An 18,154-nucleotide genomic window follows, 5' to 3' on the forward strand; every position below is an offset into this window, starting at 1 on the left:
CAAATGTACTGATCGGGGCGGGCCACTAGAGTGGCGCAGGTCGAATAGTCCAGGGGGAAATAATCGGGTGGGCGAGTTCATCCAATTGCTCGTGAGCGGGGCCATCGCCGGCTCCATCTACTCGCTGATCGCTGCCGGGCTCACGCTGAGCTACACCTCCACCGGCATCTTCAACCTGGCCTACGGGGGGATCGCCTACACCTCGGCGATGCTCTACTTCCAGCTCATCAACGCCCTGGGCATCGAAAGCCTGGGCATGAGGCTGCTGTCGTTCTTCCTGGTGGTGCTGGTGTTCTGCCCGCTGCTCGGCCAGCTCCTGAACGTGGCGGTGTTCCGCCCCCTGGCCCGGGCCAACGACGCGGCCAAAGTCATGGCCACCATCGGAATTTTGGTGGCGTTGCCTGCGCTCACCGATTTGCTGGTCGACTTGGGCACCAAGACGTGGGATTGGGGCCTCAAGTCCACCGACCGCGCGCACCTCACCCCCGGGGTGTGGAAGGTGCCCAGTAAAACTTGGCCCTACGACCTGGATGTTATCGGCCTTGATGACATCAGACTGCGCATTAGCAGCAACCAGTGGACGGTGCTGGTGGTAGCGGCAGTCGTCGCCGTTGCCCTGTGGGCGCTGATGCGCCATACCCGTCTAGGGCTCCAGATGCGGGCGGTGGTGGACCGCCCCGACTTGGCCGGTTTGCGAGGGGTCAACGAGTCGTTCACATCTTCGGCCGCCTGGATCATCGGCACCATGCTGGCCGGGCTGGCCGGAGTGGTCGGCGCACCGGTGTTCAACTCCCTCGAGTCCAATCAGTACAACGTGTTCATGTTCATCGCTACCGCCGCCGCGGTGGTGGGCGGTTTGCGCTCCATCCCGCTGGCCTTCGCTGGGGGGGTGGCCCTGGGCGTGGTCACCAGCTTGGTGGGCCGGTACGCCACGTTCGCCCAGGACATCCGGGGATTCCACAACTCGGTGCCGTTTGTCGTGCTGCTAGTGGGGCTGCTGTTCATGGCCCGGGAGCGAACTCGTCGCAGCGGCGTGGTGGCCGACGCTCCTCCGGCCACCGAGTACACAGACGATTTGCGGGACTGGCGCATATCCCTGTCTCGGCTGGGAAGATTGCGCTTGCCTTGGATTCAAGGAGACGCGCTCGTTCTGCCCCAACCGCGAAAACACCTGCCCTGGTTGCTGGGAGCGGCGTTTATCGTGCTTCAGGTCACTATATTCGCCGACAAGTTCTGGTTGGGACTGTGGATTACGGGCTTGGCATTCGCCCTGGTGTTCATGTCCTGGGTGCTGCTCACCGGCCTCGGGGGCATGGTGAGCTTGGCCCAAGCCGCGTTCGTGACCATGGCAGCTATGACCGCGGGGTTGATACTGGACAAGACGGGGCTGCCGTTTATTCCTGCGCTGATTGTGGGCACGGTCATCGCCGGGGTGCTCGGAGTTATTGTGGCCTTGCCCGCATTGCGGCTGGGCGGTTTGCCGTTGGCCCTGGCCACCCTGGCGCTGGCCTTCATGAGCGAGCGGGTGCTGTTCGAGTGGAGCTGGTTCAAAAACGGCCAAGGCACCAAGGGGTGGGACATCCCCCGCCCCCAACTGGGGCCGTTCGACTTCCAAGACGCGAAGTCCCTGGCGGTGCTGTTGGTGATTCTGGTGTTGGCTGCGGGCTGGTTGGTGCGCAACCTCCAGCGCTCCGTTACCGGCCGGGCCATCATCGCGGTACGCAACTCCGAACCCGCCGCGGCCACTTCAGGACATTCAATCGTGCGCACCAAGCTGGCGGTGTTCGCCCTGTCGGCGCTGTTGGCCGGGTTCGGCGGGGTGTTCTTTGCCACGTTCGTTGGCAACGTGACCCCGTTCACCGCCACCACCCAAAACGGGCTGTTCTGGCTGGCGGTAGTGATCTTGGTCGGCATCCGCCGACCTGGCGCCGCGGTGATGGCCGGCATCATGGTGGCGGCCAGCGGCCACACATTCGGAACTGGCTGGCACTGGGATTGGATGGAGTCGTGGCACGTGGTGCTGGTGGCCTCGGTGTTCGGGGCGGTGGCGCTGGCCACCGCCGTCCGCGACCGTCAGGTGGGACTGCCGTTCTCGCCGCCCATTCTCGGCGTGCTGGCGGTTTTGGCTTTCATCTGCCTGGCCCGGGTGTACTCCTGGTATCCCATCGATTGGGACGGGTTCGACCAATACGACAAGGCCGGCAACATCACCGCCTTCATGTTCGGCCTCGGCGCCATGCAACTCGCCCGCGAGCCCGATGGGATCCTTGCGTTCACCGCCGCTCAGAACCGAGCCCGCCGCGACGCCTGGCGCCGGCGGCTCGCTGCCTGGCGGGGAGAGGCTGAAGCTGTTGAGCCGAGTCCGGCCACTGAATCGATCCCGGCTCCGGTCATGACTGCTCCGCTTCCATCCGAAGGGCCGGAACCAGCCGAGGAGATGGGCGATCAGTACGTCGGCGATCACCCGCCGGCGCTGGAGCTGGTCAACGTGCGGGCCAGTTATGGGTTGGTGGAGGCCCTTCACGGCATCGACCTGTCGGTGCCCCGGGGCGAGATCACCGCGCTGCTGGGACCCAACGGCGCGGGCAAGTCCACCACCTGCGCGGTGGCTTCCGGCCTTCTGCCCGCCACCCACGGCACCGTCCGGCTCGACGGGGAGGACATCACGGCGCTGCGCAGCCACCGCCGGGCCCGCCGGGGCGTGGTGCTGGCCCCCGAGGCTCGGGGAATCTTCAGCGGCCTCACCGTCCGAGAGAACATGCAGCTCTGGCTGCCCAGCCCTGAGGACCGCGATCTGTGCTGTGAGCGGTTCCCCATTTTGGGGGAGCGCCAGAACCAGCTGGCTGGCAACCTCTCCGGGGGCGAGCAGCAGATCCTCACCCTGGCGCCGCTGCTGGCCCATCCTCCCGAAGTGCTGATCGCCGACGAGCCGTCGCTGGGTTTGGCGCCCCTCATCGTGAACCAGATTCTGGAGCTGTTCAGCGAGTTCAAAGAGCGGGGCGTGGCCCTGCTGTTGGTGGAGGAGAAAGCCCGCGACGTACTGGAGATCGCCGACTCGGTAGCGTTCATCAGCCTGGGCCACATCACCTGGCACGGCCCCCGCTCTGAGGTGGACCACGACCAGCTCGACGCCGCCTACCTCGGAGAAGCCACCTCCACATAAGGCCGACTATCTCGAGGATGACAGTGCGCGGTCGCTGCCCTACTATGTCGGCAGCCCAAATCTCGGAGGGGGACATGAAGAAATCACTGCTGTACAAGCTTCTCGCGCTCTTGGCCGCGTTGACGCTGGTGGCTGGCGCCTGCGGTAACGATGACGATGACGACGGAGGGGCCGCGCCTGCGCCTGAGGCCACCGAGGCTCCCATGGACGAAGACGACGCCGAGCCCATGGATGACGCCGAGCCTATGGACGACGAGGAGCCGATGGATGACGCCGAGCCTATGGACGACGAGGAGCCCATGGACGATGCCGAGCCTATGGACGACGAGGAGATGGCCACCTCCCGCACGTGGGGAGCGTTCACCTACGAGATTGATTTCGAGCCTTCCACCCGGGGCGTGAGCGACGACACCGTGCGCCTCGGCGCCATGACCCAGGATGCGCTGTACGGCGGATTCACCGACGGCATCAACGCCCGCCTCGGGCGGGCCAACCGCGACGGCGAGCTGCCCGGCGGACGCTCTGTGGAGCTGGTCCAGTATGTGGACGATGGCAGCGATCCGCAGGCCAACTTCGAGGGTGCCCGGAGCATGGTGGAGAACGACGAGGTCTTCGGCATCATGGTCACCTCGGCGGTCTCGCTTCCCCAGACCACCGACTACCTGGCCGAGAACCAGGTGCCGTTCACCGGCTGGGGATTCATGCCCGGCTTCTGCGCTCCCAACGACTGGGGCTTCGGGTTCAACGGCTGCCTCAGCGGCTTTGCCTTCGGAGTCGAAGGCGCTGATCCCCTCGTGTCGGTCCAGAACATCTGGTACGACTTCTTCGGCACAGAGGACATCGTGGTCGGCATCTTCAACAGCGATGACGACGCCGGTCGCGCCGGCCATGCGCTGTACGAGAATCTGTGGGCTGGCAAGCTGGCGTTCAACGACTTCGTGCCCACCCAAACCGCAGGGGGTATCACCGATCCCACCCGGTTCGTGAACACGGTGCTGGAGCACGAGCCCGACCTGGTGATCCTGTCCACCGACTTTGCCGGTGCCATCACCCTCAAGGCCTCCATCGCTGCTTCGGGATATGAGGGCCCGGTGGCCGACTACCTGACCTACGTGCCCGGCCTTCCCGGGTCCAGCCCCGACTTGGGCCAGGCCCTGGAAGGCGGCTACGCCGTGACCCAGGTACCTCCGCTGGACGACTCTGAGCCGGCCATCCAGCAGCTTCTGGAGGACTACGCGGCAGTCGACGCCTTCCCCGGCTTCGGCAGCCTGGTGGGCTATTGGTCGGCTGATCTGCTGATCCAGCTCATCGCCGCCGCCGGTGAGGATCTGAACACCGCCAGCTTCTACCAGGCGGTCAACATCGACGGCTTCACCACTACCCAGCAGTCCGGCGCTCTCGGCCCGGTGAAGTGGCCAGCCGACCACGTCATCGCCCCCGACTGCACCGGCATGGTGCAGGTGGTGGACGCCGACTACGTGGTGGCCCACCCGTTCGTCTGCTACGGCGATCCCAACCGGTAAGCCAACTGAATCAATAGTTACTGTGCCGTGCCCGATCGGCTGCCGTGTCGGCGGCGGGTCGGGCACGGCCGCGTTCTCTGCCGCTGATCGGCAATGACCAAGGGGCCGCTAGACGGCATCCGGGTGGTGGACCTCACCCGGATCTTCTCCGGACCGATCTGCGGGCGGGTGCTGGCCGACTTGGGGGCCGATGTGGTCAAGGTCGAGCCTCCGGCCGGCGATCTCACCCGGCCGGTTCCTCCCTTGGACGACGACGGCATCGGCCCAACGTTCAGCCACATGAACGCGGGCAAGCGCAACATCTGCGTCGACCTCAAAGCCGACGGCGGCCCTGGGGTAGTGGCCGCGTTGGCTGACCGGGCCGACGTGCTGCTGGAGAACTACCGTCCCGGCGTGATGGCCCGCTACGGGCTCTCGTATGAGGAGCTGTCGGCGCGCAACCCCCGGCTCGTCTTCTGCTCGATCACCGGGTTCGGCCAGACCGGTCCATGGTCGGATCGCAAGGCCCATGCCCCGCTGATGCACGCCGAGGCCGGCACCATCGAACTGGCGGCCCGCCTCCGGGGTGGCGAGCCCCTCCAGGAGATCCATCAACACGGCGATCTCTATGCCGGGTTCTTGTCGGTTTCGGCCGTGCTCGCCGCCCTCTACCAGCGCGAGCACACCGGCACCGGCCAGCAGCTCGACATCGCCATGGCTGAGACCCTCATCTACGCCAACGACCAAGCCGGCAACGACTTGTCGGGCTACGACGGTCCTCGCGAGTTCGACACTTGGAACTACGCCGTGGTTCACGCCGCTGACGGTCAGGCGGTGTCGCTGGTGGGCAACCCCCAGCGCCTGTTGCCCCGGTGGGTGGCCGCCCTCGGCGGCGACCCGGCAGCATGTCCCGAGAACCCCACCCAAGAGGAGGCTGTCGCCATCCTGCGGGAGCTGGCCGCTGGTTTTGCCACCCACGCCGACTTGGCCACAGCAGTCGAAGGCCTGCGGCTGCCCGCGGTCCGCATCGGCTCGGTGGCCGAGCTGGCCGCCACCGACTGGGCTCAAGATCGGGGCTTGATCGCCGAGATCCGCCCCGGCGTGCCCGTGCCGGCCAAGCCGTTCGCCATGGGCGGCGCCTCCATCGGCGTCACCCCCCGATCCGCCCGCCTCGGCGAGGACACCCGCTCTATCCTGTCCGACGACCTCGGGCTCAGCACCTACGAGATCGCCGAGCTCATCCAACACGGCGCCGTCCAAACCGCCGACTAGTCGGCCAACTCCGTTGCGTCGAAAGCCGTGAATTAGGGTTCGCAGCCATGGCCGAGCCTCCGTGGAGCACTATCTGCGAGTTGGTTGACGACGCGGCCCGCCGGTATCCCGATCTAGAGGCCCTGGTGGACGGCGACGTGCGCTGGACCTTCCCCGAGCTGCGCGACCGCGTCCGGGGCTCGGCCCGGGCGCTGATGGCCTCGGGCATTGAGCCCGGCGACCGGGTGGCGGTGTGGGCCCCCAACATCTGGGAGTGGGTGGTGGCCGGTCTGGGAGTCCATCTGGCCGGGGGCGTGCTAGTGCCGGTGAACACCCGGTTCAAGGGCCGCGAGGCCGACTTCATCCTCCAGAAGTCGGGAGCCCGCATCCTGTTCACCGTCACCGACTTCTTGGACACCGACTACGTGGGGCTGCTGCGCGATGCCGATGGCGGCCACGGCCTCGACGAGATCGTGGTGCTGCGGGGGGCCGTCCCCGAGGGCACCACCGGCTTTGGCGAGTTCCTCGATCGGGCCGACCAAATCGCCGAGGCCGACGGCGACGCCCGGGCCGCCTCAGTGAAGGGCGACGACCTCTGCCACATCATGTTCACCTCGGGTACCACCGGCCTGCCCAAGGGGGCCATGCTCATCCACTCCGCCATCTGCCGGGGCTTCCAGTCGTGGTGCGAGGTGATCGGCCTGCAAGCCGGCGACCGCTACCTGATCGTCAATCCCTATTTCCATGCCTTCGGCCTCAACTCGGGCATCTTGGCCTGCCTCATGACCGGAGCGACCAATATCCCCCACGCGGTGTTCGACGTCCCCTCGGTGATGGCCCGAGTGCCCGAAGAGCGCATCACCATGCTCCCCGGCCCACCGGCCATCTACCAGACCATCCTCAACCACCCCGACCTGGACAGCTTCGACATGTCCACCCTCCGGCTGGCAGTCACCGGGGCAGCCGCCATCCCCGTGGAGATGATCCTCCAGATGCGGGCCCGACTGGGGTTCGAGACCATCGTCACCGGCTACGGCCTGACCGAGGGGTCGGGCATCGCCACCATGTGCCGCCACGACGACGACCCCGAGACCATCGCCAACACCTCGGGCCGGGCCATCCCCGACGTGGAGGTGCGAATTGTGGACGACGGCGGCAACGAGATGCCCCGGGGCGAGCCCGGCGAGATCGTGGTCCGGGGCTACAACGTGATGCTGGGCTACCTGGACGACCCCGAGCAGACCGCCGAGACCATCGACGCCGACGGCTGGCTCCACACCGGCGACATCGGGGTGATGGACGAACAGGGCAACATCGACATCACCGACCGCAAAAAGGACATGTTCATCGTCGGCGGGTTCAACGCCTATCCGGCCGAGATCGAGAACATCATGCTGGCCCACCCCCAGGTCGGGCAGGTGGCGGTGATCGGGATGCCCGACGACCGATTGGGCGAGGTGGCGGTGGCCACCGTGGTGCCCGCCCCCGGGGCCGACCTCACCGAGGCCGACGTCATCGCCTGGTGCCGGGGCGAGATGGCCAACTACAAGGTGCCCCGCCGGGTGCGGTTCACCGACGCCCTCCCGCTCAACGCCTCGGGCAAGGTGCTGAAGTACGTGCTCCGCGAGCAGGCCGCCTCCGAGTGACCAGCGCGAAGTGGGGGCCTGTCGGGGTCGGGGTGGCCACCGGCTTCTTGTCCGGGCTGTTCGGAGTGGGCGGCGGAATCCTCATGGTGCCGTGCCTGGTTCTGCTGTTGGGCATGGAGCAGCGTCGGGCCCACGGGACATCGCTGGGGGCCATGGTGCTGATCTCTGCGTCCGCGCTGGGCGGATTCCTGCTCGAGGGCTCGGTGGCCTGGCTGCCCGGCCTGCTGATCTTCGCCGGTTCCTCGGTGGGGGTCACCGTCGGCACGTCGTTGCTCGACCAGGTTCCCATCCGGTCGCTCCGGGTTGGATTCGCCCTGCTGCTTCTGGCCACCGCAGCGCGCTTTTTGGCGTTCGCCCCCGACACCGACGGCCATAGCGACATCACGGTAGCCCTGGCCTTTGCCTACGTGGCCTGCGGCCTGGCCACCGGGCTGCTGTCGGGCACCATGGGCGTGGGCGGGGGCGTGATCATGATTCCGGCGCTGATCCTGCTGTTCGGCTTCGTCGACCCCACCGCCAAGGGCACCTCGCTGCTGGTGATCCTTCCCACTGCCATCATCGGCACCCTGCGGAATCGCCGCTCCGGCAACATCGACCCCAAATCGGCGCTGGCCGTGGGCGCGTCCGGGGTGGCCTCGGCGTTCGTCGGCGCTCTGGGAGCCAGCGCCCTCAGCCCCCGTCTGTCGGGCATCCTGTTCGCCATCTTGCTCATCGTGAGCGCGGTGCAAATGCTACGCCACGCCAACGACCCCCCGCCTCCGAGCGAAGCGGTTTGAGAGTCCCTGAAAGTCAATATTCACCGCTGTTGGAGACGAGCAAAGAGTTTGCCAAGTTTTTAGGGTGCGAAGGCAGGGGAACGGAGTAGAGTGTGGGGAGATGAGCGACGCCCAGATTGAATGGCTGAACACCGAGACTGCAGCAAAGCGGCTGGGTATCACCACACGCACGCTGTACCGGTTCATCAATGAGGGGGGACTGCCCGCCTATCGGATGGGCCGGGTGATCCGGGTCAAACAGGCTGATGTGGATGACTTCATCGAGCGCAGCAAGATCGAGCCCGGCACGCTCGGTCATTTGTACCCCGATCCCGTCCCCGTCCGAGTCGACGATGAAGGCGACGACGGGGGCGATGGCAGCGACGCAGATTCCGACTCCTGAATGACCACCGCAGCGCCGGTCACCATAGACATTCCGCGCAACGGGCTCATGGCCGCCCTCTTGGGTGAGCGCGACCAGCACCTCCGCCAGATCGAGCAGTCGTTCCCCGATGCCGACATCTTCGTGCGGGGCAACCGGATCACGGTGTCAGGCCAAAGCGCTGGCCGGGTCGCCGGCCTGTTCGACGAGATGATCCTGCTGGTGCAGGGCGGACACCTGCTGGATTCCCGCACGCTGGGCCGGGCGATCCAAATGGTGGAGGCAGACGAGAGCCCCTCGGGAGTGATGGACACCGACGTGCTGCGGTCGGGAAGAGGCCGGGTAATCCGCCCCCAATCGGCTGGCCAGCGCCGCTATGTCGACGCCATGCGGAGCAACATCATCACGTTCAGCATCGGACCGGCCGGCACCGGCAAGAGCTGGCTGGCGGTGGCCACCGCAGTCCGTGAGCTGAAGGCCCACAGCGTGGAGCGGATCATTCTGACCCGGCCCGCGGTGGAGGCGGGAGAGCGCCTGGGATTCCTGCCCGGCGACATGATCGCCAAGGTCGACCCCTACCTGCGTCCGCTCTACGACGCCCTCTACGACATGCTCGACGCCGAAGAGGTGCAGTCGTTGATCGACCGGGGGGTCATCGAGATCGCCCCGCTGGCCTACATGCGGGGACGCACTCTCAACGACAGCTTCATCATCTTGGACGAGGCCCAGAACACAACCCCCGAGCAGATGAAGATGTTCTTGACCCGCATCGGGTTCGGCTCCAAAGCGGTGGTGAACGGCGACGTGACCCAGGTGGATGTCGAAGGCGGTCGCAGCGGGCTGGTCTCCCTGGAGAAGATCCTGGCGGGCATCGACGGTCTGTCGTTTATCCATCTGAGTTCTCGCGACGTGGTTCGCCACCCCATCGTGGCCGACATTGTGAACGCCTACGAGCGGGCCCAGCAGTGATGGGCGACAGCGACGGGGGCCCTAGTCCCGCCGAATCCGACTCTGCCGGAGAGGTGGTCGTGGTGTCCGACCGCCAACGCGACCTGCTGGTGGCCCAAGAGCGCTGGGCCGGGCTGCTCCATCGGGTGTTGGCCGAAGAACAGGTGGCCGCCCCCTGGGAGGCGGGGCTGTCGTTCGTGGCTGCCGATGAGATGGCCTCGCTGAACGCCGAGCACCGGGGCATCGACAAGCCCACCGACGTGCTCGCTTTCGGCGCGGACGACGGCAGCGCCCCCCGAGCAGCCGACGAGCCCCGGCTGGTGGGCGACGTGGTGATCTGCCCCTCTGTGGCCGCGTCCAATGCTGCGGCCCACGGCAAGGCGGTCGATGATGAGCTGGCCCTGCTGGTGGTACACGGCACCCTGCACCTGCTGGGCTACGACCATGTCGACGACAATGACGCCCGGTTGATGGAGGGGCGAGAGCAGGAGCTGCTGACGCTGGCATCGGCTGGAGACGCGCTGGCCGGGTCACGGGCGGGGGCGCCATGAGCGTTCTGGGCCGATTCAATCTGCTGCGGCGGCTGGTGCAGGCCAGTTGGCGCCGGGAGGCGCCGCAAGTCTCGGAGGAGGAGCTTCTGGCCATGGCCGAAGCGGCCGAGGCGTCTGATGCCATCGAGCCCGAGGAGCGGGAGCTGATCGGCCATATCATCGAGTTCGGAGACACGGTGGTCCGAGAGGTGATGGTGCCCCGCACCGACACGGTGGCGGTGAGCGACCGGCACACGGTGGGGGAGGCCATCGGCACCGTCATCGCCCACGGCTACAGCCGGGTGCCGGTGTTTGGCGACGGCATCGACGACGTGGTGGGCGTGGTCCACGCCAAAGACCTGATGCGGGCCGAGCGGGAGCAGGGCACCGACTCCCCGGCGGTGGCGGTGGCTCGCACTCCCCGCTTCGTCCCCGAGACCAAGCGCATCTCCCTTCTGCTGCGGGAGATGCAGGCCGAGAAATTCCACATCGCCATCGTGGTGGACGAGTACGGCGGAACCGCCGGCGTGGTCACGCTGGAAGATCTCATCGAGGAGCTGGTGGGCGAGATCGTCGACGAGTTCGACGTGGAGGAGCCCATGATCGAGCGGGTCGCGCCGGGCACGGTGCGGGTCAACGGGCGGGTTCCCATCGACGAGCTGAGCGAGGTGCTCCACGCGCCGCTGCCCAACGGCGACTGGGACACCGTGGGCGGCCTGATCTTCAACACGCTGGGCCATGTGCCCGAAGAGGGGGAGACGCTGGTGGTGGACGGTTGGGAGCTGTTGGTGGAGCGGGTGACCGGGCGGCGCATTGCCCGGGTGATCGTGAAGCCGGTTCCCGACCCTGCTCAGACCTGACCTGCCCGAAGCATCGCGGGAGCGGGTAGTGGCCACAGTGAGCTTGACCGAGGCCAGCCATGCCCTGAGCCAGACCTCAGAGGTGATCGCCGGGCTCATGCAGCGGTTCGGCCCAGCCCGATTCGGCCCCAAGCCCCCAGTGGGGGAGCGGTTCGAAGTGCTGAGCCGCGAGATCGCCTACCAGCAGCTGGCCGGCAAGGCGGCCAGCGCAATCTGGGGGCGAGTGCGGGAGCAGACGCCGGAGTGGGCGCCGGGTGCGGTGCTGTCGCTGGGGGAGGAGCCGCTGCGGGGCGCCGGGCTGTCGGGGGCCAAAACCCGGGCGATGCTCGATTTGGCTGCCCACTGCGAGCAGGGCTCGCTGGATCTGGCCAAGCTGGGGCGGCTGTCCGACCATGAGGTGATCGACCAGCTCAGCCAGGTGTGGGGCATCGGCACTTGGACCGCGCAGATGTTCTTGATCTTCTCGCTCCGGCGCCTCGATGTGTGGCCGGTGGGCGACTTCGGGGTGCGCAAGGGCTACGGCTTGGCCCACGGCTGGACCGAGCCCCCCACCGCCGACGAGCTGGAGCCCCTCGGCGACCCCTTCCGCCCCTACCGAAGCGTCGCCGCCTGGTACTGCTGGCGAGCCACCGAGGTCTGATCGAGGCGCCCCGTACTTGGGTGAGTATGAGTTGGTGCGAACCTGCCCTATTCCACGGTGATCTGGGAAGTGGTCCAGTCGCTATTGCCCCACTCATTTCGGGCGCGCACACTTACCTGGTATGTCTCGCCGCGTTCTAGGTTGCGGTAGACGGCTTTGAATTTGTTGGCGCCGGTCCGCTTGGTTTTCTTCACCTTCTGCCCGTCGCTGTCTTGCAGCTTCACCTGGTAGCCGGAGGGCGCGCCGCCGCTGGCCGGAGCATTCCACGTCGCGATGATGCGATTGTCCTTGACCGTGAGCTCGAGGTCCTGCACCGGACCTGGCGGCGTTTCGGAGTCATCGCTCTCAGAGGCGTAAAAGGACGGAGTCTCCTCCTCTTGGGGGCATCGGAGGGTATCGGTATATTGGGAGCAGTACACCTCCAGCCTGGTGCCGCGCAGCACGTCCAAGAAGTAGAGGTGAACCCCTCCGTCGACATGGACACCGAGCCAGATCTCAGTCCTCTGGGCAAGGCTCGCGAGGGGGATGGCCGTGCTGGTCTGACCGGACGCATCGACCCTGGTGGTGGCCAGTCTGTTGTGGCGGGTCGGATGTTCGAAGTCGGTGGCTGCCCGTACCTCTATCCAATAGTCCGAGCCTGCATCCCAAGTGGGCGTGACCGTCACTGTTTCCACATCGGACGGCACCCATAGCCAATATGTGGAGATCCAGGAGTAGAAGTCGGGTACCCGATGGAGGGCGAAGTGGGGCACGTGGCTTGCGGACGGCACCATCGGCACCTGGTTGCCGTTGCCGTCGGTCACCGTCAGGCCGGTCAGGTCGCCGCGCAGCAACGGGTATGGCGTCTGTGTCACCGTCACCGTATAGGTCTTGGTGGTCACCGCGTCCTGCGCGGTCACCACGACGGCGATGACGTTCTCGCCGGCAGACAGGCTCACCGGTTCGGTGGGATCGCCGCCGTTCACGGTCACAGTGGCGTTGGAGTCGCTGAGGGCGGGGGTCACGAGCACCTGGCGGACGTGATCTCGCACACTCACCGTGTATGCGGTGGTCTCAGAGGAGAAGGCCTCGTTAAGCGACACCGCCAGCGGAGGCTGCACCGCCTTTTGGCGCATCAGCCTGTCGGTGGCGTCATCGCTCAGCAGGCTGTGCAGGGTAGAGGGCCTGACCAGAGTCAGCCCGGCGAGGTCGGCGTCGTCGGACGTGCCCTGCGCGGCGGCGGAGGGAATGGCCGCCCCAACTGCCAGTAGGGCGGCGGCCAACAGCAGGGCCAGCCAAGAGCGGGCTCCCTTCACTGGAGAGGGGAGCCCGTGCTTGGATGAGGTCGAAGCCATGTATCGCATGGAGGGCATTCTATATATGAGAAATGGCTAATCGGCATAGCATTGATGTGATTAATAGATGGGTAGTAAGCTGCGCCATGTTAAAAGGCGGATAGCTGGCTAGCGGGATCCGGGCGGGGTCTGGGCAGCGGTGGTTCCGGAACAAGCCGGGCCATCCTGGCCCCGCCGCATTGGATGAAACAGTTGAACCCCTCTCGCAAGTTCTCCTTGTTTGCAGTTGCCGCGATCGTGTCCACTCTGCTGGTGACGACCCAACTGCCTCTCGCAGCTCAAAATCCTGTGCTGGATCCGAGCATGACCAGGCTGTCGGTAAACTTGATGCACCGAATACACAACGGGTTTCAGGTGTACTGGTACGCGCCGCGGTACAACAGCGATGACGTGACCGACTACGACCTCCAGTATCGGGAATACAACACCACTACTTCAATGTGGGGTACCTGGATGGACAAAGCCCATACCGGCACAAGCCGCATGACGCTGATCACCGGCTTGACGGCGGGAAAAAAGTACCAAACGCGAATTCGCTGGTGGATTGGAAACCGATACAGCCGCTGGTCAATCCCCCAAGACGACCCATCCGACACAAGAGAAGCGAGAAATCTTCAATCTGCTCGCCAGCCTGACCCACCGACTCTGCCGACAGTTGCCGTGAGTGCTGGAAAGTTCACAGTGACTTGGACCAATCCGGGCACCAGCAACAACTCAGTGGCCACCACCGGCTACCAAGTGAGGTGGCGGAGGTCGGGCTCATCAGAACAGGGGCCACTGCTGGCTTCAACCGTCACCTCATATGATGTGACCGGACTCGTCGACGGCGGGGAATACGAAGTGTGGGTGAGAGCTTACGCCGGCAGCAAATACACCGGCTCTCCCATCGCGGGCACATTCACATTCCAGGCCGTTCCCCCGGACCCGTCCACGCTGACCCTGACCGCTAACCCTGACCAGGTCACCGAGAGCGCCAGCGCTACCACCGTCACCGTCACCGCCACACTCGACAATCCCGCCAAGACCGGTGGCGTGCCCGTCACCCTCACCGCCGCCACTGGCACCACCGCCACCGCCCGTGACGACTACACCCTGCCCGCCGTGTTCACCATCTCAGAGGGGAGTTCCTCGGCCTCTGCCAGAGTCACCATCGTCAACGACAACCTCGTCGAGGACCAGGAAACCCTCAAGCTCAGCGCGACCACTACCACCTCCGGTATCACCGTCACCGGCACCACGGTCACCATCAACGACGACGATGCCGCCGCCAGCAACGCCAAGATCGCGTTTGGCAACAACGCCGCGTCCACGTCCGAGTACACCGCATCGGTCAACGAAAACGCGGGCACGGTCAACGTGCCGGTCACCATCAGCCGTCTGCCCGCCGCCTCCACCACCTTCGCCATAGAGGTGCGCAACTCCAGCACCGCCGGCAGCGGCGACTACTCCATATCGATGAAGTCGGTCACGTTCGCCTCCAACTCGTCTACAACCCAGTACCTGCAGATCAGCATCACCGACGACTCGATCGATGACGACTCAGAGACCATCAAGCTCAAAATCGCCGCCGCCGACGCCGTGGCCAACGACCTGGGCGACCACTACACCCGCCACTCCGCCGGCGCCACAGCCACCGTCACCATCGCCGACGACGACGCGCCGGGGATCACGCTGTCGAGGACGTCGGTGGGCTTGACCGAGGCCGCGGGGACGAACAATTCAGCCACCTACACGGTGAAGCTCAACACCCGGCCCTCTCACAGTGTGACCATTTCTGCGTCGAGCGAGGACGACGGCGCCGCCGCGGTGTCTCCGTCATCGCGCACCTTCACCCCTGACAATTGGAGCACCGCTCAGACCTTCACCGTCACCGCCCAAAGCGATACCGACGCTGACGACGAGACCGACTTCTTCATCACCCACTCCGCGGCCAGCACCGACACCAGCTACGCCGTCAACGAATACACCGACAACACCGACAAAGTCGCCGTCACCGTCACCGACGACGACGCGCCGGGGATCACGCTGTCGAAGACGCGGGTGGAGTTGACCGAGGCCGCGGGGACGGGCAATTCAGACACTTACACGGTCAGGCTCAACACCCGGCCCTCTCACAGTGTGACCATTTCTGCGTCGAGCGAGGACGACGGCGCCGCTGCGGTGTCTCCGTCATCGCGCACCTTCACCCCTGACAATTGGAGCACCGCTCAGACCTTCACCGTCACCGCCCAAAGCGATACCGACGCTGACGACGAGACCGACTTCTTCATCACCCACTCCGCGGCCAGCACCGACACCAGCTACGCCGTCAACGAATACACCGACAACACCGACAAAGTCGCCGTCACCGTCACCGACGATGACACGACCGACGACGACAACAACAACAACGACAACAACAACAACAACGACAACAACGACGACGACGACGACAACGATCCGCCCGGCGGCGACGACTTTACCTGGCAGCCCTCACTGCGGGAATTAGAGATCTCCAGCGGTGGCCTCCACTTCGACCCTGACACTTTCTCCTACCAAGTGGACGTCCCCCGCAGCACCTCGGTCGTGACGGTCACCGCCACCCCCAGGAGCTTGCAGGCCTCAATCACCGTCAACGGCCGATCTACCCCCCGAAGCCGGCCCAGCCACGAAATTGTCCTGAGTGACGACCCGACCCTCATCTCCGTCATCATTCGCGCCAAAAGCGGCACTACCAGGGCCTACACAATCACCGTCCACCGGGTCGATTCCTGATATCGCGCCCCACTGGGGCGAGTTTGATCAGTGTTTTTGTATGTGTGTGTACTGCATTTATGTGGTTTGTGAATGTTGATCTGTCTTGAAATATGAAATACCGAAAAATCGGGGGGGGGGGGGGGGTAAAATCACATCCCTGTGGTTTTTGCTCGGCGGCGCTTCCCACTTCTCGCGGCTACCGTGGTGGTGGGAGTTGCTGGGCTGGGTCTGATCGTCGGCCCCAACGAGCGGGCGGCTACGCAACCGCCACCTGCTGCTGCGCATTGCTCTGAGCAGCTCAACATAATGGCCGAGCCGGTGGATGTGGCCAAGACGGCTGATGGGGCTGTGGTGCTGGCCCAGGTTCGGTGGGGCTATCGGGCCGAGATCAACTTGTGCTATCTGGTTTTGGATGACGCGGCGGTGGAGGTGTTGAGGGCGAACCCGCCGCAGACAGGTCCCATGTGGTCGGGCGACGAGGTGGATGACGCCGCGGCCCAGCGGTGCTCGCGCCATCATGGTTTCGGCGCTGAGCCGGTGGATGTGGCCAAGACGGCTGATGGGGCTGTGGTGCTGGCTCAGGTGCGGTGGGGCTACCGGGCCGACATCAACTTGTGCTATCTGGTCCTCAACGACATGGCCCTGGAAGCCCTCCGGGCGGCTGCGCAGCCGCGTACTGCGGCCCAGCGGTGCTCGCGCCATCATGGTTTCGGTGCTGAGCCGGTGGATGTGGCCAAGACGGCTGATGGGGCTGTGGTGCTGGCTCAGGTTCGGTGGGGCTATCGGGCTGAGATCAACTTGTGCTATCTGGTTTTGGACGACGCGGCGGTGGAGGTGTTGAGGGCGAACCCGCCGCAGACAGCTTTCATGTGGTCGGGCGACGAGGTGAACGACGCGGCGGCCCAGCGGTGCTCGCGCCATCATGGTTTCGGTGCTGAGCCGGTGGATGTGGCCAAGACGGCTGATGGGGCTGTGGTGCTGGCCCAGGTGCGGTGGGGCTATCGGGCCGATATCAACCTGTGCTACCTCGTCCTCAACGACATGGCCCTGGAAGCCCTCCGGATGCCCCAGCGCCCTCCCCGGTTCATGATCCTTCGTGAGAATTATGGGTGCGGGATGCGGGTCGACGCCACCATTGCCTGCTGGGGCGACAACCGCGCCGGGCAAGCCAGCGCCCCCCAAGGCCGCTTCTCACGCCTCTACTCCGGCGGCGATTCTTCGGCGGAGCCGGGCTATTGGTGCGGGCTGCGAGCCGATCGTGCCGCGGTGTGCTGGGGCGACAACCGCGCCGGGCGGGCTTCGCCGCCCGAGGGGCAGTTCTCCCAGCTCTACCTGCGCGACAGCTTCGCCTGCGGGTTGAGAACCAACGGTGCTATCTCTTGCTGGGGCGACAACCGGGGCGAGGCTTGGCAGCCTGCCCAAGGCCAGTTCACCCATGTCAGCATCGCCGACTCCCGCGGGTGCGGGCTGAGAACCGACCAGTCCGTCGCCTGCTGGGGCGATATCGCTTCGCCGCCGGAGGGGCAGTTCTCCCAGCTCTACTTGCGGGACAGCTTCGCCTGCGGGCTGAGAACCGACCAGGCCGTCGCCTGCTGGGGCGATATCGCTTCGCCGCCGGAGGGGCAGTTCTCCCAGCTCTACTTGCGGGACAGCTTCGCCTGCGGGCTGAGAACCGATCAGACGGTCGTCTGCTGGGGCGACAACAGCCTCGGGCAGACCGACGCTCCCGCAGGCCGGTTCAACAGCGTTATCCTGGCCGACGACTACGGCTGCGGGCTGAGAATCGACCGCGTTGTCCTCTGCTGGGGCGACAACAGCCACGGCCAGACCAACGTTTTCCGAAACCAGCAGTTCATCCGCATCTTCCTCAAAGACGACTTCGTCTGCGGCCTGCGGGTGGCTGGGATCATCGCCTGCTGGGGCGACATCGCATCGACGCCCGGCGGTTTCTTCACCCGCATGTACCTGGCCGACGACTACGGCTGCGGGCTGCGGAGGAGTCAGTCAATCGCCTGCTGGGGCCAAGTTACAGCATCCCCACCGGGGCAGTTCACCCGCATTTATCTCGACCCTTGGGAGGAGAAGTACAGGTGCGGGCTGCGAACCGACCAGACCATTGCCTGCTGGGGCGACAACACCCACGGCCAAACCAACACCCCCAACGGGCAATTCACCGACCTCTTCCTCACCGCCAAGTACGGGTGCGGGCTGCGAACCGACCAGACCATTGCCTGCTGGGGCGACAACACCCACGGCCAAACCAACACCCCCACAGGACAATTCGTCTAACGCGTCCGCTCCCTCACGTCCATAGATCCCCCCCACTCCCACAAACCAAGACCAAAAAAGAAGGACACATCACCTGGGCCAAACCAAGGGGGTCACGCCAAGGCCAGGGTCTGTCAGG

At 65.6% G+C, this 18,154-nt stretch carries 13 protein-coding genes; 12 read left to right on the forward strand and 1 reads right to left on the reverse strand.

The annotated features are described in order from the left end of the window. Positions 1–67: 67 nt before the first annotated feature. The 10 genes from ACOGI7_RS03090 to ACOGI7_RS03135 all read left to right on the forward strand — a co-directional run bounded on the left by ACOGI7_RS03090 (position 68) and on the right by ACOGI7_RS03135 (position 11,677). Positions 68–3,163, forward strand: a complete 3,096-nt coding sequence (locus ACOGI7_RS03090) for an ABC transporter permease subunit (RefSeq protein ID WP_419850459.1) — start codon at positions 68–70, stop codon at positions 3,161–3,163. Positions 3,164–3,237: 74 nt separating this feature from the next. After that, the gene (locus tag ACOGI7_RS03095) at positions 3,238–4,686 is read left to right on the forward strand and encodes an ABC transporter substrate-binding protein (RefSeq protein WP_419850460.1); all 1,449 of its coding nucleotides are present in this window, start codon (positions 3,238–3,240) and stop codon (positions 4,684–4,686) included. A 93-nt stretch (positions 4,687–4,779) separates the two neighbouring features. Further along, complete coding sequence (locus ACOGI7_RS03100; protein WP_419850461.1) at positions 4,780–5,937, forward strand: CaiB/BaiF CoA transferase family protein; 1,158 nt, start codon at positions 4,780–4,782, stop codon at positions 5,935–5,937. Between the two features lie 47 nt (positions 5,938–5,984). Next, positions 5,985–7,562: a FadD3 family acyl-CoA ligase gene (locus tag ACOGI7_RS03105; RefSeq protein WP_419850462.1), complete on the forward strand. Its 1,578-nt coding sequence runs from the start codon at positions 5,985–5,987 to the stop codon at positions 7,560–7,562. Next, entirely contained in the window at positions 7,559–8,338 is a 780-nt protein-coding gene (locus ACOGI7_RS03110; protein ID WP_419850463.1) for a sulfite exporter TauE/SafE family protein, read from the forward strand. The genes ACOGI7_RS03105 and ACOGI7_RS03110 overlap by 4 nt, the downstream gene beginning before the upstream one ends. A 100-nt stretch (positions 8,339–8,438) precedes the next feature. Continuing rightward, a complete protein-coding gene (locus ACOGI7_RS03115) occupies positions 8,439–8,720 on the forward strand; it encodes a helix-turn-helix domain-containing protein (RefSeq protein ID WP_419850464.1) in 282 nt (93 codons plus the stop codon). Then, a complete protein-coding gene (locus tag ACOGI7_RS03120) occupies positions 8,721–9,668 on the forward strand; it encodes a PhoH family protein (protein ID WP_419850465.1) in 948 nt (315 codons plus the stop codon). It begins immediately after the preceding gene. Next, on the forward strand, positions 9,668–10,198 hold the full coding sequence (gene ybeY, locus ACOGI7_RS03125) for an rRNA maturation RNase YbeY (protein ID WP_419850466.1): 531 nt from the start codon (positions 9,668–9,670) through the stop codon (positions 10,196–10,198). The genes ACOGI7_RS03120 and ybeY overlap by 1 nt, the downstream gene beginning before the upstream one ends. Beyond that, positions 10,195–11,037, forward strand: coding sequence for a hemolysin family protein (locus ACOGI7_RS03130; RefSeq protein ID WP_419850467.1), 843 nt, complete (start codon positions 10,195–10,197; stop codon positions 11,035–11,037). The genes ybeY and ACOGI7_RS03130 overlap by 4 nt, the downstream gene beginning before the upstream one ends. Positions 11,038–11,074: 37 nt before the next feature. Then, entirely contained in the window at positions 11,075–11,677 is a 603-nt protein-coding gene (locus tag ACOGI7_RS03135; RefSeq protein ID WP_419850468.1) for a DNA-3-methyladenine glycosylase family protein, read from the forward strand. 47 nt (positions 11,678–11,724) lie between these two features. On the opposite strand, the gene ACOGI7_RS03140 is transcribed toward ACOGI7_RS03135, so the two are convergent. Then, complete coding sequence (locus tag ACOGI7_RS03140; RefSeq protein ID WP_419850469.1) at positions 11,725–13,020, reverse strand: cadherin-like beta sandwich domain-containing protein; 1,296 nt, start codon at positions 13,018–13,020, stop codon at positions 11,725–11,727. 294 nt (positions 13,021–13,314) lie between these two features. On the opposite strand from ACOGI7_RS03140, the gene ACOGI7_RS03145 reads away from it, so the two are divergent. Both ACOGI7_RS03145 and ACOGI7_RS03150 read left to right on the forward strand, forming a co-directional pair. Next, a complete protein-coding gene (locus tag ACOGI7_RS03145; RefSeq protein WP_419850470.1) occupies positions 13,315–15,765 on the forward strand; it encodes a fibronectin type III domain-containing protein in 2,451 nt (816 codons plus the stop codon). Positions 15,766–16,053: 288 nt separating this feature from the next. Continuing rightward, positions 16,054–18,036, forward strand: a complete 1,983-nt coding sequence (locus ACOGI7_RS03150; RefSeq protein ID WP_419850471.1) for a hypothetical protein — start codon at positions 16,054–16,056, stop codon at positions 18,034–18,036. Positions 18,037–18,154: the final 118 nt, after the last annotated feature.

This window comes from Candidatus Poriferisocius sp., from assembly GCF_965204145.1.
In the GTDB taxonomy this organism is placed as follows: domain Bacteria; phylum Actinomycetota; class Acidimicrobiia; order Acidimicrobiales; family Bin134; genus Poriferisocius.

Excerpts from the sequence above, each read along its gene's own strand:
- ACOGI7_RS03100 (WP_419850461.1), top strand. The coding sequence starts at position 4,780 with ATGACCAAGGGGCCGCTAGACGGCATCCGGGTGGTGGACCTCACCCGG.
- ACOGI7_RS03130 (WP_419850467.1), top strand. The coding sequence starts at position 10,195 with ATGAGCGTTCTGGGCCGATTCAATCTGCTGCGGCGGCTGGTGCAGGCC.
- ACOGI7_RS03145 (WP_419850470.1), top strand. The coding sequence starts at position 13,315 with ATGACCAGGCTGTCGGTAAACTTGATGCACCGAATACACAACGGGTTT.
- ybeY (WP_419850466.1), top strand. The coding sequence starts at position 9,668 with ATGGGCGACAGCGACGGGGGCCCTAGTCCCGCCGAATCCGACTCTGCC.
- ACOGI7_RS03120 (WP_419850465.1), top strand. The coding sequence starts at position 8,721 with ATGACCACCGCAGCGCCGGTCACCATAGACATTCCGCGCAACGGGCTC.
- ACOGI7_RS03095 (WP_419850460.1), top strand. The coding sequence starts at position 3,238 with ATGAAGAAATCACTGCTGTACAAGCTTCTCGCGCTCTTGGCCGCGTTG.
- ACOGI7_RS03115 (WP_419850464.1), top strand. The coding sequence starts at position 8,439 with ATGAGCGACGCCCAGATTGAATGGCTGAACACCGAGACTGCAGCAAAG.
- ACOGI7_RS03140 (WP_419850469.1), bottom strand. The coding sequence starts at position 13,020 with ATGCGATACATGGCTTCGACCTCATCCAAGCACGGGCTCCCCTCTCCA.
- ACOGI7_RS03150 (WP_419850471.1), top strand. The coding sequence starts at position 16,054 with ATGGCCGAGCCGGTGGATGTGGCCAAGACGGCTGATGGGGCTGTGGTG.
- ACOGI7_RS03105 (WP_419850462.1), top strand. The coding sequence starts at position 5,985 with ATGGCCGAGCCTCCGTGGAGCACTATCTGCGAGTTGGTTGACGACGCG.